Annotated in this window: 21 protein-coding genes; 3 read left to right on the top strand and 18 right to left on the bottom strand. The window is 63.3% G+C overall.

All coding sequences use genetic code 11. The annotated features are described in order from the left end of the window. Positions 1–102: 102 nt before the first annotated feature. The 5 genes from AC56PL_RS02925 to rpsL form a co-directional block, all read right to left on the bottom strand. The gene (locus AC56PL_RS02925) at positions 103–1,440 is read right to left on the bottom strand and encodes a cytochrome P450 (RefSeq protein ID WP_495514917.1); all 1,338 of its coding nucleotides are present in this window, start codon (positions 1,438–1,440) and stop codon (positions 103–105) included. 157 nt (positions 1,441–1,597) lie between these two features. Next, the gene (tuf, locus tag AC56PL_RS02920) at positions 1,598–2,788 is read right to left on the bottom strand and encodes an elongation factor Tu (protein WP_495514916.1); all 1,191 of its coding nucleotides are present in this window, start codon (positions 2,786–2,788) and stop codon (positions 1,598–1,600) included. A 155-nt stretch (positions 2,789–2,943) separates the two neighbouring features. Continuing rightward, complete coding sequence (fusA, locus tag AC56PL_RS02915; protein ID WP_497152972.1) at positions 2,944–5,049, bottom strand: elongation factor G; 2,106 nt, start codon at positions 5,047–5,049, stop codon at positions 2,944–2,946. A 47-nt stretch (positions 5,050–5,096) separates the two neighbouring features. Further along, a complete protein-coding gene (gene rpsG / locus AC56PL_RS02910; RefSeq protein WP_020109663.1) occupies positions 5,097–5,567 on the bottom strand; it encodes a 30S ribosomal protein S7 in 471 nt (156 codons plus the stop codon). After that, the gene (gene rpsL / locus AC56PL_RS02905) at positions 5,567–5,941 is read right to left on the bottom strand and encodes a 30S ribosomal protein S12 (protein ID WP_023956148.1); all 375 of its coding nucleotides are present in this window, start codon (positions 5,939–5,941) and stop codon (positions 5,567–5,569) included. Before rpsL ends, rpsG begins: the two co-directional genes overlap by 1 nt. 545 nt (positions 5,942–6,486) lie before the next feature. On the opposite strand from rpsL, the gene AC56PL_RS02900 reads away from it, so the two are divergent. Further along, positions 6,487–8,103 carry an MFS transporter gene (locus AC56PL_RS02900; protein WP_497152971.1) on the top strand — a complete coding sequence of 539 codons (1,617 nt, stop codon included), beginning with the start codon at positions 6,487–6,489 and terminating at the stop codon, positions 8,101–8,103. 4 nt (positions 8,104–8,107) lie between these two features. Here the strand turns inward: AC56PL_RS02900 and AC56PL_RS02895 are convergent, their stop codons facing one another. After that, positions 8,108–9,826 carry a SulP family inorganic anion transporter gene (locus AC56PL_RS02895; RefSeq protein ID WP_497152970.1) on the bottom strand — a complete coding sequence of 573 codons (1,719 nt, stop codon included), beginning with the start codon at positions 9,824–9,826 and terminating at the stop codon, positions 8,108–8,110. Between the two features lie 117 nt (positions 9,827–9,943). Then, positions 9,944–10,663, bottom strand: a complete 720-nt coding sequence (locus AC56PL_RS02890; protein WP_497152969.1) for a YoaK family protein — start codon at positions 10,661–10,663, stop codon at positions 9,944–9,946. Between the two features lie 433 nt (positions 10,664–11,096). Here AC56PL_RS02890 and AC56PL_RS02885 point away from each other — a divergent pair, with 433 nt between their 5' ends. Both AC56PL_RS02885 and AC56PL_RS02880 read left to right on the top strand, forming a co-directional pair. Further along, on the top strand, positions 11,097–11,870 hold the full coding sequence (locus AC56PL_RS02885; RefSeq protein ID WP_495514912.1) for an FCD domain-containing protein: 774 nt from the start codon (positions 11,097–11,099) through the stop codon (positions 11,868–11,870). Positions 11,871–12,094: 224 nt separating this feature from the next. Beyond that, positions 12,095–13,501, top strand: coding sequence for a GDSL-type esterase/lipase family protein (locus tag AC56PL_RS02880; RefSeq protein WP_497152968.1), 1,407 nt, complete (start codon positions 12,095–12,097; stop codon positions 13,499–13,501). 62 nt (positions 13,502–13,563) lie between these two features. Here AC56PL_RS02880 and AC56PL_RS02875 read toward each other — a convergent pair whose 3' ends face one another. From AC56PL_RS02875 to AC56PL_RS02825, 11 genes are all read right to left on the bottom strand, one after another. Further along, positions 13,564–14,373, bottom strand: a complete 810-nt coding sequence (locus AC56PL_RS02875; protein ID WP_495514910.1) for a crotonase/enoyl-CoA hydratase family protein — start codon at positions 14,371–14,373, stop codon at positions 13,564–13,566. 82 nt (positions 14,374–14,455) lie between these two features. Further along, positions 14,456–14,779, bottom strand: coding sequence for a metalloregulator ArsR/SmtB family transcription factor (locus tag AC56PL_RS02870; protein WP_495514909.1), 324 nt, complete (start codon positions 14,777–14,779; stop codon positions 14,456–14,458). Then, positions 14,766–15,224, bottom strand: a complete 459-nt coding sequence (locus AC56PL_RS02865; protein ID WP_495514908.1) for an SRPBCC family protein — start codon at positions 15,222–15,224, stop codon at positions 14,766–14,768. The genes AC56PL_RS02870 and AC56PL_RS02865 overlap by 14 nt, the downstream gene beginning before the upstream one ends. A gap of 100 nt (positions 15,225–15,324) precedes the next feature. Continuing rightward, complete coding sequence (locus AC56PL_RS02860) at positions 15,325–15,927, bottom strand: TetR family transcriptional regulator (protein WP_495516020.1); 603 nt, start codon at positions 15,925–15,927, stop codon at positions 15,325–15,327. After that, positions 15,924–16,682: an enoyl-CoA hydratase family protein gene (locus tag AC56PL_RS02855; protein ID WP_497152967.1), complete on the bottom strand. Its 759-nt coding sequence runs from the start codon at positions 16,680–16,682 to the stop codon at positions 15,924–15,926. The genes AC56PL_RS02860 and AC56PL_RS02855 overlap by 4 nt, the downstream gene beginning before the upstream one ends. Positions 16,683–16,705: 23 nt before the next feature. Next, positions 16,706–17,863: an acyl-CoA dehydrogenase family protein gene (locus AC56PL_RS02850; RefSeq protein WP_495514906.1), complete on the bottom strand. Its 1,158-nt coding sequence runs from the start codon at positions 17,861–17,863 to the stop codon at positions 16,706–16,708. Between the two features lie 13 nt (positions 17,864–17,876). Next, positions 17,877–19,862: an acetyl/propionyl/methylcrotonyl-CoA carboxylase subunit alpha gene (locus AC56PL_RS02845; protein ID WP_497152966.1), complete on the bottom strand. Its 1,986-nt coding sequence runs from the start codon at positions 19,860–19,862 to the stop codon at positions 17,877–17,879. A 6-nt stretch (positions 19,863–19,868) separates the two neighbouring features. Next, a complete protein-coding gene (locus tag AC56PL_RS02840) occupies positions 19,869–21,404 on the bottom strand; it encodes an acyl-CoA carboxylase subunit beta (RefSeq protein ID WP_497153550.1) in 1,536 nt (511 codons plus the stop codon). Between the two features lie 32 nt (positions 21,405–21,436). Then, positions 21,437–22,600: an acyl-CoA dehydrogenase family protein gene (locus AC56PL_RS02835; RefSeq protein WP_495514904.1), complete on the bottom strand. Its 1,164-nt coding sequence runs from the start codon at positions 22,598–22,600 to the stop codon at positions 21,437–21,439. Continuing rightward, positions 22,601–24,307 carry an acyclic terpene utilization AtuA family protein gene (locus AC56PL_RS02830; RefSeq protein WP_497152965.1) on the bottom strand — a complete coding sequence of 569 codons (1,707 nt, stop codon included), beginning with the start codon at positions 24,305–24,307 and terminating at the stop codon, positions 22,601–22,603. Then, positions 24,304–25,077: a TIGR03084 family metal-binding protein gene (locus AC56PL_RS02825; RefSeq protein ID WP_497152964.1), complete on the bottom strand. Its 774-nt coding sequence runs from the start codon at positions 25,075–25,077 to the stop codon at positions 24,304–24,306. Before AC56PL_RS02825 ends, AC56PL_RS02830 begins: the two co-directional genes overlap by 4 nt. Positions 25,078–25,200: the final 123 nt, after the last annotated feature.

The following is a 25,200-nucleotide window of genomic DNA, read 5'->3' as shown; positions in this document are numbered from 1 at the left end:
AGCGTGCCGAATCGCGCGGATCCGCGAAAGAGGTTGCTGCCCAGAGCAGTTCTGCCGACGGCAGCTCCGATGGATCGGCGAACTCGGCGACCGGTTCGACGGTTACCTGCGCCGCAGGGTCACCGGCAGTCCGTCTTTCGGGATCGGCAGAGAGCTGTAGTCCATCGGGAGTTCGTAACCGGCGGGCACCGACCATTCGAAGTTGCGCAGGAGGTGATGCATGATCGTCTTGATCTCCATCTGACCGAAGTACAGGCCGATGCACTTGTGTACGCCACCGCCGAACGGACTCCACGCCATCCGGTGCACCTTGTCCTCGGCTCGCTCCTTGCTGAATCGTTCCGGGTCGAAGGTCCACGGATTCTTCCAATACTCCGCGTCCACGTGGTTCGCCTGGCTCGGCACCGCGACCATCGTGCCCTTCGGAACGAAGTAGCCCTGAATCTCGGTGTCTTGCACAGCGGTTCGAGGATGAGCAGGCACCGGCGGGCACAGACGCAGCGATTCCTTCATCACCAAGTCGAGGTCGGTCAGCGCCGCGAGATCGTCATACGACAACTCCGGCCCCAGTTCGAGCGACTGCGAACGGGCCCGCTCCTGCCACTGCGGAGCTTTCGCCATCTGGTAGCACATCTGCGTCATCGTGATGGTCGACGTGTCATGTGCGGCCATCAGCACAAAGATCATGTGGTTCACGACGTCCTCGTCGGTGAACCGATGCCCCTCTTCGCTTTCGGCAAAACACAGTTGAGAGAACAGATCCGGCGTCCGGGCGGCTCGTTTTGCGGCGATGTGCTTGTAGAAGAACTCCTCGAGGATCTTGCGAGACCGCACTCCGCGCCACCACCGAGTTCCGGGAACGGGCTTACGGATCACCGCGGTGCCGGCCTGCACCGTCTCCAGAAACGCCTTGTTGATCCGGTCGGCCTCGGCCTTCGACAGCTCCATGCCGAGGAACACCTCGAGGGCCACATCGAGGGTCAGCGCCTTGAACTCCTTGAACAGCAGCACATCTCCGGTCGGGAACTCTTCCATCCGCCGCCGGATCATCGGCTGCATGGCGTCCATGTAGCCCTTGAGTACCTTCGTGTTGAAGGCCTGCTGCAGGATCAGGCGGTGGTGACGGTGCTCGTCGAAGTCGAGCAGCATCACGCCCCGGTTGAAGAACGGGCCGATCAGATAGGACCACGCCGGACCGTTGGCGAAGGCCTTCTTCTTGTTCATCAGCAGTTCGTCAGCTGCCGCGGGCCCGGACGCGACGACGATCTTCTGGCCGAACGCATTGATCCCGGAGACCCTGCCGTATTTCGCATGTCGCTCGTCCGCATGCTTGAAGGGATCCCGCCGCATCGCAAGCACCTCGAGTGCCCCGTTGCGCGTCGAGAACGGGATCTCCTTGAGGCCGGAATCGACGGGTATCTCCGAGAACTTTGTGGACATGGGCCGAACCTCCATTGGAACGTATTTTCGCAATCGTATCTTTGGAGGCAGGTACTTGTAAACCGTGTCAACAGATAGTTGTCCGGCCCGGCACAGACAAAAGCGCCCGACCCCCAAGGGGATCGGGCGCTTTCGGTTTCTAGCTGGGTACTACTGCTTACTTGATGATCTTGGTGACGCGACCGGCACCAACGGTGCGGCCACCTTCACGGATCGCGTAACGCAGGCCCTCGTCCATGGCGACCGGCTGAATCAGCTTGACCGTCATCTCGGTGTTGTCACCGGGCATGACCATCTCGGTGCCCTCGGGCAGGGTCACAACGCCCGTCACGTCAGTTGTACGGAAGTAGAACTGGGGACGGTAGTTGTTGAAGAACGGGGTGTGCCGTCCACCCTCGTCCTTCGACAGGATGTAGGCCTGGCCCTCGAACTCGGTGTGCGGGGTGGTGGTACCCGGCTTGATGATGACCTGTCCACGCTCGACGTCCTCACGCTTGAGGCCACGCAGCAGCAGTCCGGCATTGTCGCCGGCCTGTGCCGAGTCGAGCAGCTTGTGGAACATCTCGATACCGGTGACGGTGGTCTTGGTGGTCTTCTCGCGGATGCCGACGATGTCGACTTCCTCGTTCACCTTGACCTCGCCACGCTCCACACGACCGGTGACAACGGTGCCACGACCGGTGATCGTGAACACGTCCTCCACAGGCATGAGGAACGGCTTCTCGGTTTCGCGAACCGGCTCCGGAACGCTCTCGTCGACAGCGTCCATGAGCTCTTCGACCGTCTTGACCCACTCGGGATCGCCTTCGAGCGCCTTGAGTGCCGAGACCTTGATGACAGGAGCATCTTCATCGAAGTCCTGTGCAGCGAGGAGCTCACGCACCTCCATCTCGACGAGCTCGATGATCTCGTCGTCATCAACCATGTCGGCCTTGTTCAGCGCGACGAGGATGTAAGGAACACCCACCTGACGGGCGAGCAGCACGTGCTCGCGAGTCTGCGGCATCGGGCCGTCAGTGGCGGCAACCACGAGGATTGCACCGTCCATCTGAGCAGCACCGGTGATCATGTTCTTGATGTAGTCAGCGTGACCAGGGGCATCAACGTGCGCGTAGTGGCGCTTCTCGGTCTGGTACTCCACATGCGAGATGTTGATCGTGATACCACGAGCCTTCTCTTCGGGAGCCTTGTCGATCTGATCGAACGCGAAGCTCTCGTTGAGGGTCGGGTACTTGTCGTGCAGCACCTTCGTGATGGCCGCCGTCAACGTGGTCTTACCGTGGTCGACGTGACCGATGGTGCCGATGTTCACGTGCGGCTTGGTCCGCTCGAACTTCGCCTTCGCCACTTGATTGTCCTCCTGGACTGTCGAGCGACCGGGGCAATCCCGGTCACTGTGTGTTTAGTTCTTGGTCGGGGAAGGGTTTTTCGAAACCCTTCCCCGCACAAGCGATCTCTTAATTGTTGTGCGCCGGTGGCGCTTATCGCCGAGGCGACGGGTGATTACTCGCCCGTTGCCTTGGCAATGATCTCCTTCGCCACGTTCGCCGGAACTTCGGCGTACGAGTCGAACACCATGGAGTAGTTTGCCCGGCCCTGGGTCCGCGACCGAAGGTCGCCGATGTAGCCGAACATCTCCGACAGCGGAACCAGTGCCTTCACGACACGGGCGCCACTGCGCTCTTCCATGGCCTGGATTTGACCACGGCGTGAGTTGAGGTCGCCGATCACGTCACCCATGTAATCCTCTGGCGTGGTGACCTCGACGGCCATCAACGGTTCCAGGATTACCGGGCCCGCCATCCGGGCTGCTTCTTTCATTGCAGCCGATCCGGCGATCTTGAAGGCCATCTCCGACGAGTCGACGTCATGGTAGGCGCCGTCGAGCAGAGTGAACTTCAAGTTGACCAGCGGGTAGCCGGCGAGCACGCCGTACTGCATCGCGTCCTGCGCACCGGCATCCACGGATGGGATGTACTCGCGAGGAACGCGACCACCGGTCACCGCATTGACGAACTCGTAGGTGGCGCCGTCTTCGGCGTCGACCAACGGCTCGAGCTTGACGATGACCTTGGCGAACTGGCCGCTACCGCCTGTTTGCTTCTTGTGCACGTAGTCGTGCTTCTCGACCGTCTTGCGGATGGTCTCACGGTAGGCAACCTGAGGCTTGCCCACGTTGGCCTCGACCTTGAACTCACGCTTCATGCGATCGACAAGGATATCGAGGTGCAGCTCGCCCATACCGCCGATGACGGTCTGGCCGGTCTCGTCGTCCAGCTTGACCGAGAACGTCGGATCCTCTTCGGCCAGTTTCTGGATGGCGACACCCAGCTTTTCCTGGTCCGACTTGGTCTTCGGCTCGATCGAGACGTTGATGACCGGATCCGGGAAGCTCATCGATTCCAGGACGATCGGCGCGCTCGGGTCACACAGGGTGTCACCGGTGGTGGTGTCCTTGAGGCCGATCATCGCGTAGATGTGGCCCGCCGTGGCATCCTCAACCGGCATTTCCTTGTTGGCGTGCATCTGGAACAGCTTGCCGATGCGCTCTTTTTTGCCCTTGGTGGCATTGAGCACGCCGGTGCCGGCCGTGATGTGGCCCGAGTAGACCCGGACGAACGTCAGCTTGCCGAAGAACGGGTGCGAAGCGATCTTGAACGCCAGCGCCGCGAACGGCTCGTCGGCCGACGGCTTGCGCGACAGGATCTCTTCTTCGTTTCCGAGCGCGTGACCCTCGACAGAGGGAACGTCGAGCGGGTTCGGCAGGTAGTCGATGACCGCGTCGAGCATGGGCTGAACGCCCTTGTTCTTGAACGCAGAGCCACACAGCACCGGGTAGAGCACGCGGTTGACGGTCAGCTTGCGAATCGCAGCCTTGACCTCTGCGATGGTGACCTCTTCGCCGCCGAAGTACTTCTCGAGAAGCACCTCATCGGTCTCGACGATGGTCTCCATCAGCTTCTCGCGGTACTCTTTCGCCTTTTCGAGCAGATCCGCAGGGATCTCTTCGATGGTCGGCTCGGCACCGGTCGGGACAACGCCCCGCCACGTGATGGCCTTCATCTCGATCAGGTCGACAACGCCGTCGAAGTCATCTTCGGCACCGATGGGCAGCTGGAGAACCAGCGGCTTGGCACCGAGACGCTCTTCGATGGTGCGAACCGTGAAGTAGAAATCTGCGCCGAGCTTGTCCATCTTGTTGACAAAGCAGATACGCGGGACTTCGTACTTCTCGGCCTGCCGCCAGACCTGCTCGGACTGCGGCTCCACACCCTCTTTACCGTCGAAAACAGCAACCGCGCCATCGAGCACACGCAGGCTTCGCTCCACCTCGACGGTGAAGTCGACGTGCCCGGGGGTGTCGATGATGTTGATCTGGTTTTTGTTCCAGAAACAGGTCACCGCAGCGGAGGTGATGGTGATACCCCGCTCCTTCTCCTGCTCCATCCAGTCGGTCGTCGAGGCGCCGTCGTGGGTCTCGCCGATCTTGTAGTTGACGCCGGTGTAGAAGAGGATTCGCTCGGTGGTTGTGGTCTTGCCGGCATCGATGTGAGCCATGATGCCGATATTGCGAACCTTGGAGAGGTCGCTGAGCACTTCCTGTGCCACTTAATTCCTCACTCTGAATTGAAAGTTGTTGCAGCTGTTGCTGTGTGTCACCAGCGGTAGTGCGCGAACGCCCGGTTGGCCTCGGCCATCTTGTGGGTGTCCTCGCGACGCTTGACTGCAGCGCCCAGACCGTTGCTCGCGTCGAGCAGCTCGTTGGCGAGACGCTCGACCATGGTCTTCTCGCGACGCTGCCGGCTGAACGTGACCAGCCAACGCAGAGCGAGGGTGTTCGCACGACCGGGCTTGACCTCGATGGGCACCTGGTAGGTGGCGCCACCGACGCGACGGCTCTTGACCTCGAGTGCGGGGCGGACGTTGTCCAGCGCGCGCTTGAGGGTCACGACGGGATCGGTGCCGGTCTTCTCGCGAGCCTGCTCGAGAGCCTGGTACACGATGCGCTCGGCGGTCGACTTCTTGCCGTCCAGCAGGATCTTGTTGACCAGCTGGGTGACCAGCGGGCTGCCGTAGACGGGGTCATTGATGAGGGGGCGCTTCGGTGCGGGTCCTTTACGTGGCATCAGCCCTTCTCCTTCTTCGCGCCGTACTTGCTGCGGCCTTGCTTACGGGCCTTGACACCCTGGGTGTCGAGCGAGCCACGAATGACCTTGTAACGCACACCCGGGAGGTCCTTCACACGACCACCGCGAACGAGCACCATCGAGTGCTCCTGCAGGTTGTGACCTTCACCGGGGATGTATGCGGTCACCTCAACCGAACTGGTGAGGCGGACACGGGCGACCTTACGAAGCGCCGAGTTCGGCTTCTTCGGGGTCGTGGTGTAGACGCGAGTGCACACGCCGCGTCGCTGCGGGCTGCCCTTCAGCGCTGCCGTTTTCTGCTTGGCAGGCTTGTCGTGACGGCCCTTGCGGACCAGCTGGTTGATAGTTGGCACTGAGAGTTCTTCCTTTTGTTGGCGTTTTTCTTACTTCTGCTGCGGTTTCTGCTCCGGGCAAGCTTCCGATGAATCATCGGAACCTCCGCAGTACGCCCCACCAGGACCCAAAAGCCCTGGTCAGGTGAGCCCTCCCCTACCCCATAGTCGGGCGTGTCGAAATTGCCCGGCGTGATAGGTGAAGGCACGCAGATGAGACCCGGCCATTTGAATTAATGCGGAGGCCGAGCACCAGCGGTCAACTCTACCGACCTGGTGACCCCAGGTCAAAATCGTCCGGCACCTGTACCGACCAAAGCAATTCTGCAGGTCGCCATCGGTCTGCCGGCGACGCCGACTGGCCACTACACAGGGCGGGATCCAGCGTGGTCAACCACCCTTTATGGCGATCTATTCCGCGGGATCAGCGCGTACTCGACCGGCGAACATCCGAGCTGGGGGATTTGCCCGACCAAGCCTGGGCAAACGGTTTACGGTCGTCTTGGCAGGGCGACGCCGCCGGCCGAGAATTGAACAGCTGTCGGAACTCGGGTTGGGGATGCCGGATGACAGAAACACCGCGTTCCGGCACATCCGGCAATTCCGGCAGTTCCGGCCAGGCGACGGCGGGCGGCAAGCGGCTGCTACCTCTCCTGTTGTCCATGGCGATGTTCGTCCTGGTGGTCGACACCTCCTTGATGAACGTGTCGATCTCGTCGGTCGTCCGCGATCTCGACACCACCGTCAGCGGTGTCCAGTCGGCAATCGCCCTGGAGGCACTCGTCTCGGCGGCCTTCATCCTGATCGGCAGCAAGGTCGGAGACCTCATCGGGCGCAAACGGGCCTACGTGCTCGGCTTGCTCGGATACGCGGTGGGAGCCTCGGCGATGGCAGTGGCCCAGAACCTGATGACCATCGTGATCTTCTGGGCCATCCTCGGTGGCATCGGCGCGTCGCTGCTCCTGCCCGCGATGCAGTCACTGATCCACGGCAACTTCGAAGGCGACGCACAGAAAAAGGTCTATGCCCTCGTCGGTGCGGCCGCTGCGATCGCCGCGGCGGTCGGCCCCCTCCTCGGTGGCTTCATCACGACATACCTGTCCTGGCGTCTGGCGTTTGTCCTCGAAGTCGTGATCATCGTCGTCGTCCTGTCGGGCATCAAGCTCGTCGAGGATGTGCCGTACACCGGGCCCCGGGGCGTCGACCTGGTCGGCGCTGCCCTCTCGGTTCTGGGCATGGGCGGCATCGTGTTGGGCATCCTCGTCTGGCAAGAAGGTGGCGAGGCCGTCGGTGCGCTCCTGGCGACCGGGTCGGTGGCCCTGGGCAGCCTGATGTATTGGCTCGTACGACGTAAGCGGCGCGGCGAACCGACATTGCTCGATCCGGAACTGTTCAAGTCCAAGCTCTTCCGGCTCGGCATCACCGGTCAGATGCTCCAGCAGATCGCGCTCGGCGGCACCATGATCGCGCTGCCCATCTACCTGCAGATGGTGCTCGAATACAACGCGATGCAGGCCGGCCTGTCGCTGGCACCTCTGTCGCTGAGCATGTTTGCGGTCGCACTGGTCGCCGGCCGGACCTTGACGCATCGGCGCCCGAGCATCATCGTCTGCTGGGGGTTCGGTCTGCTCACGGTGGGGATCGCGGTACTGGTCCCGATCGTGCCCCGCACCGACTTCGGGTGGGCGTTGGTCATTCCCCTCATCGTCGCCGGTTCGGGTCTGGGGTTGCTCGTCTCGCAGCTCAACAACTACACACTCGGTCCCATCTCGGATGAACGGGTGAGTGAGGCCGCGGGCACCAACTCGGCCGCCGGATCCTTCGGTCTGTCGTTCGGACTCGCATTCGCCGGCGCGATCATGTTGGCCGCGTTGTCCTTCACCTTCACCTCGATGTCGGAGTCGAGCTCGGTGCTCCCCGAGGCCGAGCAGGCCCAGGTGGCGCAGGTACTCGAAGACGACGCCGAGGTGATGAGCAACACCGCGCTCGACGAATTGCTCGTCGACCAGCCTCCGGCGATCAAGGACGAGATCATCCGCATCAACACCGACGCGCGACCCATCGCACTCCAGATAGCCCTGCTCATCCCGATCGTGGCCGGATTGCTCGGGCTCCTCAACGCGTTGCGGATGATCCGGCTACCCGATCCCCCGCCACCGGCATCCGACGCCGTTCTGGGCTGAGCGGTCAGGACTCCGTACCACTGAGGTGGTTGCCGCGATGGTGGAATGCGGCAACGGCGGCGTCGATGGTCGGATAGAAACGTTCGACGCCGAACCTGTCCCCCACCCCGAACCGGACGAGCCGGTCTTTGATCGGGCCTTTCATCTCCGCGAAGATCAGTCGGACGCCTTTGCCTTCGAGATACGTATCGAGGTCGACGAGTTCGTCGACGGCGGTGGTGTCCAGACCGGTCAGCGCTTCGGCGGCGACGACGACCCACTCCACGGGGGTCTTCGACTCCGCCACCACCGACCGCACATAGTTGTCGAAGACATCGCCGTTCGCGAAGAACAGCGGAGCGTCGAAGCGCACCAGCACCAGGCCCGGGATGCGCTGCCCTTCCGGATGACGTTCGACATCGTGGAAGCCGGGTTGTCCAGGCGTGCGGACGAGTTCGGTGCGGTAGGGCTGCCAGGACCGGGCCACCACGGCGATGAACGACAGCGCGATTGCCACCAGGACACCCTGCAGGACACCGACCAGCGCGACGCCGAGGAACGCTGCCGCAGCAAGACCGAACTCGGTCCGGCTCATCCGCCACATCCGGACCATGCCGTTGACGTCCACCAATGCTGTGGCGGCCACGATCACCACCGCACCCAGCGTTGCGTCGGGCAGGTATTCGGTGACACCGGGCGCGACGAGGATGAACACCAGGACCGCAAGCGCACCGACAACACCGGCCAGCTGTGTCTTGGCACCGCTCTGTTCGGCCACCGGAGTCCGGGATCCGCTCGCGGAAATGGGAAATCCACTGAACATCCCGCCTGCGATGTTGGCGACCCCGATCGCCTTCATCTCGGTGCTGCCGTTGACGTCTTCGCCGTGGCGGGCCGCGAAGGTGCGCGAGAGGACACCGGTGTCGGCGAACGCGATCAACGCGATGCCGGCGGCGGGTCCGATGAGTTCGGCCACGTCCCCCCAGTCGACGCCACCGAACGACGGCAGCGGCATCCCTTCCGGCAGTGCCCCGACCATCCCGATGTCGTCTGTCAGACCCAGTGCCGCCGAGACGACCATCGCAGCGATGACTGCGACGAGTACGCCGGGAACACGTGGGATCCAGATTCGGAAGCCGATGATGATGGCCAGCGACGCGAGACCGATTGCGGCGGCGAGGATATCGATGTCGCCGTTCGCGATGGCCTTGACGGTCTCCCGGACCTCACCGATCAAACTGTCTGCGTCGACGGAAAACCCGAGCAGCTTGGGCAGCTGGCCGACCACCACGATCAGGGCGATGGCATTGAGGTAACCGAGCCGGATGGGCTTGGACAGCAGGTCGGTGACAAATCCGAGGCGCAGGAAGCCGGCGAGGAGGAGGATGAGTCCGACCAGCACCCCGAGAACGCCGGCCAACGCGAGCGCACTCTCGGGATCATCGGTCACCGCCAGCGGCACCACAGCCGCCGCGATCAGCGGTGCCAGCGACGAATCAGGGCCGAGGACAAGGATTTTCGACGGTCCCACCACCGCATATGCCAGTAGCGGGACGATGGTGGCGTACAGGCCCGCGTAGGCAGGCAACCCCGCCGCCTCGGCATATCCCATCCCCGCCGGGATGAGCAGTGCGGTCAGAACGAGCCCGGCGGTGATGTCCGGCCGTAACCATTCCCGGTGGTAGGACCGCGCAGTCGCGACTCCCGGCAACTTGGCAAGGCCATCCGTCACAACATTTCCCACGGTGTCTCCCCGAACGTCCGACTGCTTCAGACCCGACCCGGGTGGGTCGCGCGATCCATTGTCAGCCCAAAAGATCGCTTCCGGCGAACTATTTCGCAATTCAGATCCACAGCCGACTCAGGCCGTGTGGTCTTCCTCCCCGGAATGACGATGGTGTCCGATCGCCGCGACCACAAGTGTGATGACCGCAGATGCCAGCACCCCGGCGCTGACGTCGATGAACAGCAACGCCGCACCCACCAGTGCACCGACGCCGATTGCGAGAACGGCGAGCAGTCGTCGCACCCACAACTGCTCGCGCGCGGCACCGAACCGCGAATCGCAGGCCAGGCCCGTGATCGTCGAGGTGACCACCACGGTGGTCACGTCGGCAACCGCCACGTGCCGGGCCACGGCCGCCTGAAGCCCCATCGGGGTGGCGAGCAGGACCGTTGCCAACGGCTTGGTGAGCCCGTGGTCGATCGGCACGACCAGCAGCATGATGCCGGTGGCGCAGAGCACCGCGGCCACCGCGAACAATGCGCCGGTGACCCTCGGTGTCCACTTGGCCTTCTCGTGACGGACGAACCGCCCTCCCATTGCCGCACCCGCCATGAACCCGGCCAGCGCGAGAATGGGTCCGAGCACCGGCAACCCGTCGGCCTGACCGATGCCCATACCCATGATCACGACGTTGCCGGTCATGTTCGCGGTGAACACCTTATCGAGCGCGAGGTAGCCGACAGCATCGGAGATGCCCGTAGAAAAGGTCAGGGCGAGCATGCAGAACGTCCGGATGTCCGCGGCGTCGATGCCCCGCAGACGCTCCGTCCCGAAACTCCCCGAAGTCAGTGCCATGGTGCAAAATCCGCCTTTCTGATGCGACAGTGGACGCCCTTCACATCGGCGGATCCAAAAGAAACGTCAGGGAACGCTGACGAATGTCAGCTCTGAAAGTTCAGACCACTTGGTCCGACCAAATAGACCGTAGAGCCGACGCGATTCCGGCGTCAATTGCAGACGATACTTGTTCACACCGATGAAACAGAGAATCCTGGCGAACACATCGAAGTCCCGCCGAATGAGACCAGGAGGACGCGAAAGATGCTTCTTACCAGCACATTCACGATGTTCTCCGGCTCTACGGTTTGGACCTCACTTCAATTGTTAACAGCCCGTTGCGTGTCGCCCTCACACCTGGCGGGCACTCATCACCCCGGCTAAGGTCAGACCAATTGAGCCGCATTGGTCTGGCCAATTCGACTGTTCCATCGATGAGGGAGGCACGATTTTGGCATCCGAGATCGGGCCTGGGAACTCGGGCGGACGGACGGTACCCGTCGAGGCACTGTCCATCGGCCACGGCATCCCCACCGGTCGCGACAGCGTCAGCGCCGAGATCGCGGCACATCTCGAAAAGCTCATTGCCATAGGCGAACTCGGCTCAGGCGACCGACTGCCATCCGAACGGGAGCTGGCAATTCACCTGGGTGTATCACGCGCATCCTTGCGTGAGGCGATGCATGAATTGCAGTCGAAGCACCTTGTGGAACGCCGGCCCGGACGGGGTACCACTGTGATGCCGATGCCGCAACGGATCCAAACCCTGTACACCGAGCTCTCCGATGCCGAGCATCAACTCCGTGATGTTTCGGAGCTGCGGGCAACCATCGAACCGAAGCTGGCCGAACTCGCCGCACTTCGCGCAACTCCAGCGAATCTCAGTGCACTGGAGGAGGTTCTGCGTCGATCGATCACCGACGCAACGCCAGACGAATCGCTGCGCTGCGACCTCGAGTTCCACATGCTGCTCGCGGCGGCGTCGCAGAATCCGCTGATGTCGGCCATCAATACCCTGGCCGGATCATGGACCTGCACCACTCGCGTTCTGTCACATTCCACCCGCTACGCACGGGAAGTCTCGTACCTCGGCCACAAGTCGATTCTGGCGGCCGTCTCCGCCGGAAGCGCAGATGGAGCGCGGGATGCAATGCGCAGGCACCTCGGCGAGGTGGCATCGATGACCCAGGAAACATTCGACGACATGACAGATGGCGTGAAGTGACTATTCAAGTGAACCGGGATCCGGTTCGACCCACTTGGCTCGAAGGCGCCGTCGCGGCGTTTGCGGGTGCTTCCACATTTCTCCCCGAAGGATTGCTTGCGCGAGATATGTTGATTCGCAACGGCATCGGATCGAACCATCGCTAAATGGGCCGACGCATCACTTTGTTAGACAAAACACCGTTGACCCCTCATTTGGGGCCACGGTGACTTAGTGTTGTGACCATGTCAACTGAAAATCGGGCTCATCCGGCAAGGGGCACGTTTTGGCCTGCGGCCAAACGCCTCTCCGGAACAGCCCTCGTCGCCCTCACTGTCGGTGCCGCTCTCACTGTCGCACCAACCGGCCCGGCGACCGCGGCACCCGCGCCGATCAACTGTCCGGCACCCGGCCCCTGGGTCGGTGCATGGAGTGCGCCTGCCTCGGATGTAGCCCACGCCTCCAGCGACGAGGCTCCCAGCTACGACGCCAGCGGGAATGAGGTGGTCGCCGTTGACAACTCAACCGTCCGATCCATCATCACCCCCACTCGGGATGGGCAGGTCCTGCGCATCCGCCTGTCAAATCAGTTCGGGGCAACACCATTGACCTTTGGACGGGTGAGCGTGGCAAAACAAGCAGGAGGCGCGAAGGTCGCCAATCCCGTCCCGCTGCTCTTCAACGGCCAGACATCGGTGACGGTGCCGGCGGGAGCTGATGTTGTCAGCGACCCCACCGTCTCACCCTTTGCCGCAGGCGAATCCCTGGCGATCAGCACCTACCTGCCCCAGGCCGTCGGCGCGCCGACGCGTCACTTCACAGCCCGCCAGCATTCCTACCAAACCGACCCCAATGCCGGGGATGTAACTTTTGAAACGGGGGCAGCCCCGTTCGACAACTCCACCACCTCTCGGCTGTTCGTCACCGGGATGGACGTGCTCACGCCCGGGGTCGGAGCGGTTGTTGCACTCGGGGACTCACTCACCGACGGCTACCAGGCCATCACGGGACAGCGAACCGAATCGACAGCAGGTCTCGACGAACTCGTGCGGTGGCCGGACTTCCTCGCCGCCCGTATCAATGCCCAGGGACGCCCGCTGACCGTCGTCAACGCAGGCATCACCGGCAACCACGTCACCATGGATGGCGGTGCCAACCCCGCGGCCGGCCTCTCCGCGGTCAACCGACTCAACCGAGACGTGCTCTCGGTGCCGAACCTGAGCACTGTTGTGCTCTTCGAAGGCATCAACGACCTGGGGCAGGGCGCCACATTTGAAGCGCTCACCCAGGGTTACCAGACCATCATCGCCTCGCTGCACAAACGCGGTATTCGGGTCGTGCAGGGCACCGTCACACCGTCGGGTGGCCACATCGGCCCCGGAATCTACAATGATCCCGCGACGAATCTTCTGCGCCTCAAGGTCAACGAGTGGATCCGCACCAGCAGTCCGGCCGACAGCATCGTCGACTTCGACAAGGTCATCGCTGACCCTGCCGATCCGTCACGCATTCGACCCGACCTCGACGCCGGCGACCACTTGCACTTGAATGCCGGTGGATATCAAATCCTTGCCAACACGATCAGCCTCGAGCAGATCCAGAATCCGTGCTCGTTGCCGTCCGGGTCTTCTTCCTGGGGCTCGGCAGCGTAACCGGAGTTTCAACCAACAATCACAATGAGTGAACTCTGTCCCGCCGACCGGCGGGGCAGAGTTCATTTTTTGTTGCGGGCCAGGCTCTCTCGGCGTTCGCGGACCACCGCGATCTGCTCCGGCGATCCGATCAGCTCCCGGATCGCAACCTGCTCGGCATCGAAACCCGCTGCCAGATCGGTACGGCCTGCCAGATCCAACAGCGCCTTGGCATGTACCAGGGCGTTGCGGGAGTTTCCGGCGATCTCGGTGGCCATCGCGGTCGCCGCAACCACCGGGTTCAGATTGATGCGCGTGGCCAGTCCCAGTGTCAGCGCCTCGGTTCCGGTGATCTGACGACCGGTGAAGACGAGTTCCTTGGCCACGTCCCGGCCAACGAGCTCCGGCAGAAGTTGGGTGCCGGTCATGTCCGGGATGAGACCCCAGACGATTTCCATCACCGACAGCTTGGCCTCCGGTCCGACGATCCGGATGTCGGCGCCGAGCGCCAACTGCAATCCCCCACCGAACGCCACCCCGTGCACAGCTGCGATCACCGGTACCGGCACCAACGACCAGACATGCACGGCCTGCTGGGCCAGTGCAGCCGCAGCACCCAGACGTGGGCGTTCGATCACCACCGCATCGGCTCCCGATGCCATTTTTTCGAACTCCGCCATGTCCAGACCCGCGCAGAACGCGCGACCCTCACCTGCCAGGACCACCGCCGAGATGTCGGTCCGCGTGATCAGGTCTTGGCCGACTGCCACCAGTTCTTCGAACATTGCACCGTTGAGCGCGTTCATTTTGTCGGGGCGATTGAGACGCACCTGCGCGATCCCATCGTTCACATCGCACGTCACCACAGCTTGCGTGTTCGGGGTTTGCGTCATGAACCGTTCCTACCAGACCGGCCCCGTTCCGCGACATGGCGGCGCCTGCCTCCACCGAGCGAGCCGACGGGTATCGACACGGTCAAGGGTTTTCGGCACGCACCTTGATATCGGCCAGACGGCGATCCCACCCTGATGCGATACTCGCCAGTTCCCGGCCCACCATGCTCAACCGGGCCCCGACGGCGGTGAATTGCACCTCGCGTCCCACCTTGGCCGACGATACGAGTCCGGTTTCTTCCAGTACTGCAAGGTGTTTGGCGATGGCCTGCCGCGACACCGGAAACTCGGCCGCGAGCGCCGAGGCCGACGCGGACGACTTACCCAGCCGCACCAACAGATTCCATCGGGTGTCATCAGCCAGTGCTGAAAAGACAACCGTCAGGCCAGATTCAGCCATTGGCATCGGCATGCACACCCTCGACATGACCTTTCGCAACAGCCAGCTCGACGTTCCAGCCCTTGGTGTTGTCGTCGAGCTTCTTGCGCCGCTCGGCCGCATCACCGGGAAGCGAGGCAAAGCCGCTCTCGACAACCCTGAGAGTCACTGAATCAGTGGACCTCTCGTCGATCCAGAACTCGACGAGGGTGGATGCGCTCGCCGCATCGTCGACGTCCGCGAGCCAACGAAAGGCGGCGTATTTCGGCGGGTCGAGCGATACCGTCCGGAACGCAAAGCTCCCGTGATTCGGATCATGGATGATGCTGACATCCCCGGACTTCTCGATCCGATGGTCGGTGATCTGTTCATTGTTGATGAACCAGCCAGGCTCGGAGATCAACGTCCAGACGCTCCCGGCCGGCGCGTCGATGTCGATCTGCTTTTCGATGCGATCAAGTTCTACTGTCATGATTTCCTCAAGGTCGACGATTGTTTCCGCAACCAAAGGGTTGCACATCTATCGCCCATTATGCAACCTCTCGGTTGCATATCTTGGCTCACGCCGCCGGTCAGGCCAGGGATTCCTGCAGGACCTGCGCCCAGGTGCCCACCACCTGTTTCCGTCGCGCCGAGTCGTCGGACAAGGTGTCGGCCAACCCCAGCCCCCGAGCGAAATCGAGGGTTGCCTGCACGAGCCGGTGGATACGCGGATCGGTACCGTCGACACCGAGCATCTGCACTGTCATCCGGTGTGCCGCAACACCGAATCGGCCTTCCAGCGGGAGTATCAGCTCCTTGAGTGCCTGGTCAGACGCCGCCGCACACCACACCTGCAGTGCCGCTTTGAACTCAACACCGGTGTAGAACTCCACCGCGGTCGACACCGCGACCTCTATTCGCCCCTCGCCCTGCGGTAGCCGGTTGGTCTCCTCGACGGCACGCAGCGTGAGGAGCTCGAACGCGTGCTCGAGTGCCGCGGTGATCAGGTCTTCCCGCGTCGGGAAATGGTGTTGTGCCGCGCCCCGGGACACGCCCGCACGGGTGGCCACCACGCCCACACTGCACGCGGCCCATCCGTCGGTCGCCAGGACATCGATGGTGGCGTCGAGAAGGCGCTGACGGGTCGCCCGGCTGCGTTCCTGCTGCGGTGACCGCGTGGCACCGCGGGTCATCGGTCCGCCAGCCACGGTGGGGGCTGCTTGTTCAGGAACGCCATCATGCCGGCTCTGGCCTCGTCGGAGCCGAACAGTGCCGCCGACTCCGACGCCAGGCGCTGCGCGTCAGCATCGAATCCGGCCAAGATGGCGGCGGTGGTCAGCTTCTTGCTGGCAGCCAGACCCTGCGGGGAACCTTTGCGCAGGTCAGCGCACCACTGGGCCACGACCTGGTCGACGGCTGCCGCTTCGGGGGCGGCGACGGTGATCAAGCCGATCTGCTCTGCGACATTCGCATCGAACTTCTCACCGGTGAGGAAGTACCGACCGGCTGCGCGTGAGGTCAGTCGAGGCAGGACCGCAAGTGAAATCATCGAAGGAGCCACGCCGATCCGGGCTTCGGTCAGCGCAAATGTGCTCGTCGGGCCCGCGACAACAAGATCGCACGCACCGACGAAACCGAATCCACCGGCCCGCACGTGGCCGTCGATCCGGCCGATCACAGGTTTCGGCAGTTCCAGGATCGCGCGCATCAGGTCGATCATCACCTCCGGGCGCGACTGTCCCGCCTCACTGAGATCAGCTCCGGCGCAGAAGGTTCCACCGGTATGCGTCAACACCACCGCCCGCACCTGCGGGTCGTCGGCAGCTCCGCGCAGCCGCGCAAAGAGCTGCTCCACCAACGACATCGAGATCGCGTTGCGGTTGGCAGGCGAGTCCAGCGTGATGGTGGCGACCCCAGCATCGACCCGATATCGGACAACCTCGTTCATCTGCTCATCCTGTCAGTGCGTCCTCAGTACGACTTCGGAAGGCCCAGGCTGTTCTGCGCCACGAAGTTCAGGATCATCTCCCGGCTCACCGGTGCGACCCGTGCGATACGACAGAGGTTGAGCAGCGGCGCCAGCCCGTATTCGGTGGACAATCCATTGCCGCCCAACGAATGTACGGCCTGATCAACGATTTTCACGCAGGCCTCGGCGGCCGCATATTTCGCCATGTTGGCCGGTTCTGCAGCGCCCCAGTCGTCACCGGCGTCATACAGGGTCGCGGCCTTCTGCATCATCAGCTTGGCCAGCTCCATCTCGATCTTGCCGACCGCCAGTGGATGCGCGATCGCCTGGTGGGCACCGATCGGCGTCTTCCAGACCGTCCGTTCGTTGACGTATTCCACCGCCCGCCCCAGCGCGTACCGGCCCATGCCGACCGCGGTGGCAGCGGCCATGATCCGTTCCGGGTTCAATCCTGCGAACAGTTGGCTCAGCGCTGCGTCCTCGGATCCGACAAGAGCGTTCGACGGCAGGCGAACGTCATCGAGAAAGAGCAGGAACTGCTTTTCGGGGTTGACCAGATCCATCTCGATCTGGTTGAACTCGAAGTTCGGTGCATCGGTGGGCACGATGAACAGTGCCGGCTTGAGCCGTCCGGTCTTGGCGTCCTCGGTTCGTGCCACGATCAACACGGCCTGTGCCTGATCCACACCCGAGACATAGATCTTTCGTCCCGACAGCAACCACTCTGCGCCGTCACGCCGGGCAGTGGTGGTGATGTTGTGTGAGTTCGAACCCGCGTCGGGTTCGGTGATACCAAAGGCCATGGTGATCGTCCCGGAGGCCAGGCCCGGCAGCCACGTTTGTTTCTGTTCGTCGGTACCGAACCGCGCGATCACATTGCCGCAGATGGCCGGCGAGACAACCATCATCAGCAGCCCGCTACCGATGGCGGCGAGTTCTTCCATGACAATCGACAGTTCGTACATCCCGGCGCCGCCGCCGCCGTACTCCTCCGGGAGATTCACCCCGATGAAGCCGAGTTTGCCTGCTTCCGACCACAACTCGTCGGTCTTGCGGCCGCTGCGTGCGCATTCGAGGAAGTACTCGTGCCCGAATCGGCCACCAAGGCCTGCCACCGCACTGCGCAGAGCCTTCTGTTCATCCGTTTCGACAAAGCTCATGATCTCTTCTCCCCTAGTTGCTTTCGGCCAGTTCATGCTCGGTGATGACGGCGAGGATCTCCCCCACCGACACCTGCTGCCCCGGCGCCACGGGTAGCTCTTCGACGATGCCGTCTGCGGAGGCAGCAATCGTGTGTTCCATCTTCATCGCTTCGAGCCACATCAGCGGCTCACCGCGGGTCACTCGTTGACCTGGTGCCACGGCGATCCGGATCACCGAACCCGGCATCGGCGCCAGCAACGAACCCGGCGTGTTGACCTCGGCTGGGTCGATGAACCGGGGCTTGCGGACCAATGCCACCGATCCTCCCGTGAAGTCCACCCACACGCTGTCCTCGTATCGGTCGATGGCGTACTTGCGGTCGACTCCGGTAACGGTGAGAACAACTGCATCGGTGCCGATTCGGGCAACGGTGACGTCCGGGTCATCCGGCAGGACCACGCCTTCCCGGGCGTGCCGATAGTGAACCGCGATCTCCTGCTCGCCATGAAGGTAGGACTTGGACTGTGGACCCGATGCCAGGTTGCGCCAACCCGATGGCAGCGGGCGTCCCGACTGCTGCCGGTTTGCCTCCGCATCCGCGAGTGTCACGGCGACCGCCGCGAGGCGAACCTGATCCGGCCCCGCCAGTGGCGCGGAGAGCACATCGAGACCGACCTCTTCGATGAACTTGGTGGTGGTGTTGCCGGCACGGAACTCGTGGTGACGCAACATGTTCACCAACGTGTCCCGGTTCGTCCGGGGTCCGTGCAGTCGGGCCGAGGCCAGCGCCCTGGCCAGGATGTTGATCGCGGCCTCGCGGTTGGGCGCCCAGCTGATGACCTTGGCCAACATCGGATCGTAGAACGTCGAGACCTCACCGCCATCGGTGATGCCGGAATCAACGCGCACGCCCGGCTCGGTGAGCCGACCGAACCGAACATCAGAATCGACCCCGAACCGATGGAACCGTCCCGATTGTGGCTGGTAGTCCACTGCCGGGTCTTCCGCGTACAGCCGCACCTCGATGGAATGTCCTTGCAACTCCGGCGGATGCGCAGGCAACAGGTCACCGCGCGCGATGTGCAGCTGCCAGGCAACCAGATCGAGCTTGGTGGTCTCTTCGGTCACCGGATGTTCCACCTGCAGACGGGTGTTCATCTCGAGAAAGTAGAATCGACCGTCGTCGTCGGCCAGGAACTCCACGGTCCCGGCCCCCGTGTAACCGATTGCCGAGGCGGCTGCGCGTGCCGCGTCGAACAGCTTGTCCCGCAGTCCGATTCCGACGCGCTGCACGAGCGGTGACGGCGCCTCTTCGATGACCTTCTGATGCCGGCGCTGGATCGAGCATTCGCGTTCGCCGACGGCCCACATGGTGCCGGCCGTGTCGCCGAGTACCTGCACCTCGATGTGGTGGCCCCGTTCGATGAACGGTTCACAGAAGACCGTGCTGTCACCGAATGCCGAGAGCGCCTCACGGCGGGCGCCATCGACCTGCTCGGCAAGTTGATCCAGGTCGCGGACGATGCGCATGCCACGTCCGCCACCACCGGCTGAGGCCTTGATCAGAACCGGCAGCTGGTCGGCGGTGACCGCGGCGGGGTCGAGATCGTCCAGCGTGGGGACGCCCGCTTTGCGCATCATCGCCTTGGCATTGACCTTCGATCCCATCGCGACGATGGCCGCGGGATCGGGTCCGATCCAGGTCAGTCCGGCATCAAGTACCGCCTGAGCGAATTCGGCGTTCTCCGAGAGGAATCCATACCCCGGATGGACCGCGTCGGCACCGGCCGCCCGCGCCGCGGCAATCACTGCCGCAGCATCGAGGTAGGTCTGCGATGAGGTGTTGCCCGGCAACCGGACCGCAACGTCGGCCTCACCGACATGAGGGGCTGCGGCATCGGGATCGGAATACACCGCCACGGTGCCGATTCCGAGCCGCCTGCAGGTGGTGAACACCCGCCGGGCGATCTCGCCGCGGTTGGCGACAAGCACAGAGGTCACACTCAAATTGGTCATCACCCATCACATCCGGAATACGCCGAAGTTGCTTGTACCCTGCACGGGCCCGTTGTCTATCGCCGAGAGACAGAGTCCGAGAACCGTTCTGCTGTCCCTCGGATCGATGATGCCGTCGTCGTACAACATTCCCGACAGGAAGGCAGGCATCGATTCCTTTTCGATCTGGGCCTCGATCATGGCCCGCATGCCGGCATCCGCATCTTCGTCCACGGTGCCGCCACGGGCTTCGGTGGCACTACGCGAGACCATCGAGATCACACCGGCAAGCTGGGCAGCGCCCATCACCGCCGACTTTGCACTGGGCCAGGTGAACAGGAAGCGGGGGTTGTAGGCCCGCCCGCACATCCCGTAGTGCCCGGCTCCGTAGCTCGCGCCGATCAGCATCGAGATATGCGGGACCGTCGAATTGGACACCGCATTGATCATCATCGAGCCGTGTTTGATGATGCCTCCGCGTTCGTACTCCTGCCCGACCATGTAGCCGGTTGTGTTGTGCAGGAACAGCAACGGCGTATTCGACCGATTGGCCAACTGGATGAACTGGGTGGCCTTCTGCGCCTCGGCGCTGAACAGCACACCCTGGGCGTTGGCCAGGATCCCGATCGGATACCCGTGAATGCGCGCCCATCCGGTACACAACGACGATCCGTATTCGGGTTTGAACTCGTCGAACAGGCTCTCGTCGACGATCCGCGTGATCACCTCACGCGGATCGAACGGGATCCGCAGATCACCCGGGACGATGCCCAACAGATCTTCGGCCGGATGCTTCGGCTCGATGGACGGAGCCACCGGACCCGGGCCCTGCTTGTGCCAGTTGAGCCGGGCGACAATCCGCCGTCCCAGGCGGATCGCATCCTGTTCATCGGCGGCGTAGTAGTCGGCAAGGCCGGACTGACGAGCGTGCATCTGTGCGCCGCCAAGCGACTCGTCGTCACTGACCTCGCCGGTGGCCATCTTCACCAGCGGCGGACCACCGAGGAACACCTTCGACTGCCCCTCGATCATCACCGTGTGATCGGACATGCCGGGCAGGTAGGCGCCACCGGCCGTCGAATTGCCGAACACGAGAGCGATGGTCGGGATCCCGGCCGCCGACAACCTGGTGATGTCGCGGAACATCGCCCCGCCGGGGATGAACACTTCCTTCTGCGTCGGTAGGTCCGCGCCACCGGACTCCACCAGATTGATCAGCGGCAACCGGTTCTCGAGCGCAATCTGATTGGCCCGCAGGCCCTTCCGCAACGTCCAGGGATTGGAGGTGCCGCCGCGGACGGTGGGGTCGTTGGCGACGAGAACACATTCGACCCCTTCGACAACGCCGATACCGGTGACGATGGACGCACCGACCGGGAAATCGGATCCGTATGCCGCGATCGGGGCGAGTTCGAGGAACGCACTGTCCTCGTCGATGAGCAGCTCGATCCGTTCCCGGGCCAGGAGTTTGCCGCGTTCACGATGCCGAGCGACCTTCTTCTCGCCACCGCCGGCCAGCGCTTGGGCGAACAACCCCTCGATCTCACCGAGTCTCGCGAGCATCGTCTCGGTGGCGGATCCGGTCCCGGCGGCGCTCACGGGTGGTAGCCCAGTCGTTTGCCGGCCAGACCCGTGAGGATCTCCGTGGTACCGCCACCGATGCCGATGATCCGCATGTCCCGGTACTGACGCTCCACCTCGGTGCCGGTCATGTACCCGGCGCCACCGAAGAGCTGAACGGCCTTGTCCGCCACCCATTCACCGGCTTCGACCGCGGTGTTCTTGGCAAAGCAGACCTCGGCGATGAGGTCGGTCTCCCCGGCCATCGCGGCGTCGACGATTGCGTGGGTATAGGTCCGCGCGACATCGATCTTGCGCGCCATCTCGGTGACGGTTTCCTGCACCGACTGACGTGCGATGAGCGGCTTGCCGAACGTCTCTCGACTCCGAACCCATTCGAGTGTCAGGTCGAGGCAGCGCTGCGCACTTCCGTAGGCCTGAACGGCGAGTCCCACCCGCTCGGTGACGAAGGCGCCGGCGATCTGGAAGAAACCCGAGTTCTCGGCATTGACGAGGTTGCTGACCGGAACCCGCGCGTCGACATACGAGAGTTCAGCGGTATCCGATGCGCGCCAGCCCATCTTCTCGAGCTTGCGGGTGACGGTGAAGCCCGGCGTACCCTTCTCGACCACCAACAGCGAAACGCCACCGGCACCCGGCCCACCGGTGCGGACCGCGGTCACCACGAAGTCGGCGCGGACACCGGAGGTGATGTACGTCTTCGATCCGTTGACGACGTAGTGGTCGCCGTCGCGAACAGCCGAAGTGGTCAGGTGCCCGACATCGCTGCCGCCCCCTGGTTCGGTGATGGCGAGGCTGCCGATCTTCTCACCGGCCAGCGTGGGCTTCACCCACTTCTCGATCTGGTCGGGATCATTGGCAGCGATCAGGTGCGGCAACGCGATTCCGCAGGTGAACAGAGATGAGAAGACGCCACCGGCCACACCCGAACCATGCAGTACCTCACCGCAGATGGTGGCGTCGATCAGGTCGCCGCCGCTGCCGCCGACCGACTCGCCGAAACCCAGTCCGAGCAATCCGGCCTCGGCGGCCTGCTTGTGCAGGTCGAGGGGCAGCTCGCCGCTGCGCTCCCACTCATCCTGGAATGGCAGAATGTGCCGCTCCGCGAATGTCCTGACGGAGTCACGTAACTGCTGACGCTCCGGGGTGTGCCAGACCTTGGACTCAAGAGATTTCATCTATTCTCCAAACCGGATCGGGATCGTGACGTGACGCGAACGCAGCCACTCTCCGAGCCCCTTAGCTTGCGGATCGAATCGAACGTTGTCTGCTACTCCTCGACCAAGAATTCCTTCGATCACGAAGTTCACGGCGAGCAAGTTGGGGAGTTCGTGGCGGTGGACCTGAAGGTCGGCCGCCTCTGGGATCAACTGTTTGAACAGTTCGGTGGTCAAAGTCGCCGACAGCCAATCGAAGTGCTCTGGATTACGCACCCACACACCCACATTGGCGTTGCCGCCCTTGTCACCGCTGCGGGCTCCGGCGATGTCACCCAGCGGCGCAAGACGTGTCGGGCCCCACGAACTGACCGGCAGCGGAGTTGCGGCCCGGGTCTCTTCCACAGGTGCAGCCACCTCGACCCGCGGACCGGGCTCGATGATCTGCGTGGATCCGTCAGCATGATGCACGGTGTGCGAGAGCTCGCCCACCGGAACGTACCCGGCCTCGAACACTGCATACGGCGAAGCCGACCCGGGCGGCGCTGTCATGGTGAAGCCGGGATAGCTGGCCAACGCCAACTCAACTGCAGCCGAGGAGAACTGGCGTCCCACGACCTTCTGGTCGGCATCCTTGGCAACACACTGCAGCAGTGCGCTGGCCTGCTGCTCGGTGGGCGCGTTGTCCTGATCGAGCCGGGTCAGCGTCCAGGTGAGGTCCGTGGGACGGGCGCTCAACTCGGCCTCGAATTGGGTGCGCGCCAGTACGGCCTTGGCCTCGATGTCGAGGCCGGTCAGCACCATCGTGACCTCGTTCCGAAATCCGGCGAGGTGATTGAGCGACACCTTGAGGGTCTCCGGAGGTGCCTCACCGCGCACACCGCTGACCCGAACGCGATCATGTCCGAGATCGGTGAGGGTGATGGTGTCGAGACGGGTGGTCACGTCGGGCCCCAGGTAGCGCGGACCGCCGACTTCGTACAGGAGCTGCGCGGTGACGGTACCCACGGTGACCGCACCACCCGTGCCGTCATGCTTGGTGATCACTGAGCCACCGCCGGAAGAGATCTCGGCAATCGGGAAGCCCGGGTGAGCCATGTCGCCGATCTCGGTGAAGAACGAATAGTTGCCGCCCGTGGCCTGCGTGCCGCATTCGATGATGTGCCCGGCCGCCACGGCCCCGGCCAACTGGTCGAGATCCTCGCGGCCCCAACCGAAATGGGCGGCCGCGGGTCCGACGGTCAGAGAGGCGTCGGTGACCCGGCCGGTGACAACGATGTCAGCACCGGACCGGAGGGCGGCTGCGATCCCGAAACCGCCCAGGTAGGCATTGGCGGTCAGTGGCGTCCCGAGTCCGAGTTCGGCGGCCCGGGACGTGAGGTCGTCACCGTCGACGTAGGCGATCTTCGGCGCCAGCCCGAGTTTCTCGGCCAGCTCACCGATCGCTGCGGCGAGGCCGGCGGGGTTCACCCCGCCTGCGTTGCTGACGATCGAGACGCCGGCATCCATCGCGGCACCGAGGTTGACCTCCAGTTGCCGCAGGAACGTTTTTGCGTACCCGGTCTTCGGATCCTTGAGCCGATCACGGCCCAGGATGAGCATCGTCAGTTCGGCCAGATAGTCGCCGGTCAGACAGTCGAGATGCCCGCCGGTGAGCATCTCCTGCATCGCCGAGAATCGGTCGCCGTAAAACCCGGAGGCATTGCCGATCCGGATTGTGTTCGTCATCGTCCTCCCCCGGGAGGCCCGGCGAAGCATTGCGCAATCGTGATCCAGTGGCGGGCATCGTCACCGGTCGCACGGATGTCGAGGTCTCGCAGGCCTCGGCGTTGGGTGACCAGCTGACAGAAGTCGAGGGCCGAGCCGGTGATCCGCTGGGCGGCATCGTCGGGACCCCAGGTCCAGGTCGAGCCGTCAGGCGCATGTAGTTCGACCCGAAAATCGTCGGTCGGCGGTGTTTGGCTGTTGACCTGGTAGGCAAAGTCCCGTGTCCGAACACCAAGATGTGCAATGGATTTCAGCCTCGCCGTCGGCTCGGTGACAATTCCGAGCGCATCGGCGACGTCGAGGCCATGAGCCCAGACCTCCATCAACCTGGCCGTCGCCATCGAGGCCGCGGACATCGGTGGACCGAACCACGGAAGCTTCCGCCCCGACGGGACTGCGATGAGGGCTTCGGCCAGAACACGCCGCCCCTGGCGCCAGTGTTCAAGCAACTCGACAGGCGGCTTCTGCGCCCCTGCCCTGGCCGCCACGTCGACAAATCCGGCCGGGTTCTGCCAGGCCTGCACCAGAACGCGCTCGAACTCGGCCGGATCCGTGGCCGCGACAATCGCCACCGCGTCCGTCCACGACAGATGCGCGATCTGCTCTTTCACTGCCCACCCCTCCGCGGGTGTTGGTGTAGCCCAACCGTTCTCGTCCAGATCGAAAACCATCCGGTCGACAACGTCGGCTTCCGCGGACAGCTCGGCCACCAATTCGGAAACGATGCTCACGCAGCCAGCGTGACACGGGCCACCCACAAAAGCAAGCACATGTGCTTGTTTTCTTGGTGCCGGACAACTTACTTACACGTTCAACTGCGTTTCCCTCCCGGTTACCTGTCGTGTGGTTGTCCG

Source organism: Williamsia sp. Y721 (assembly GCF_059683565.1).
This window is presented reverse-complemented; position numbering and strand designations above follow the sequence as displayed.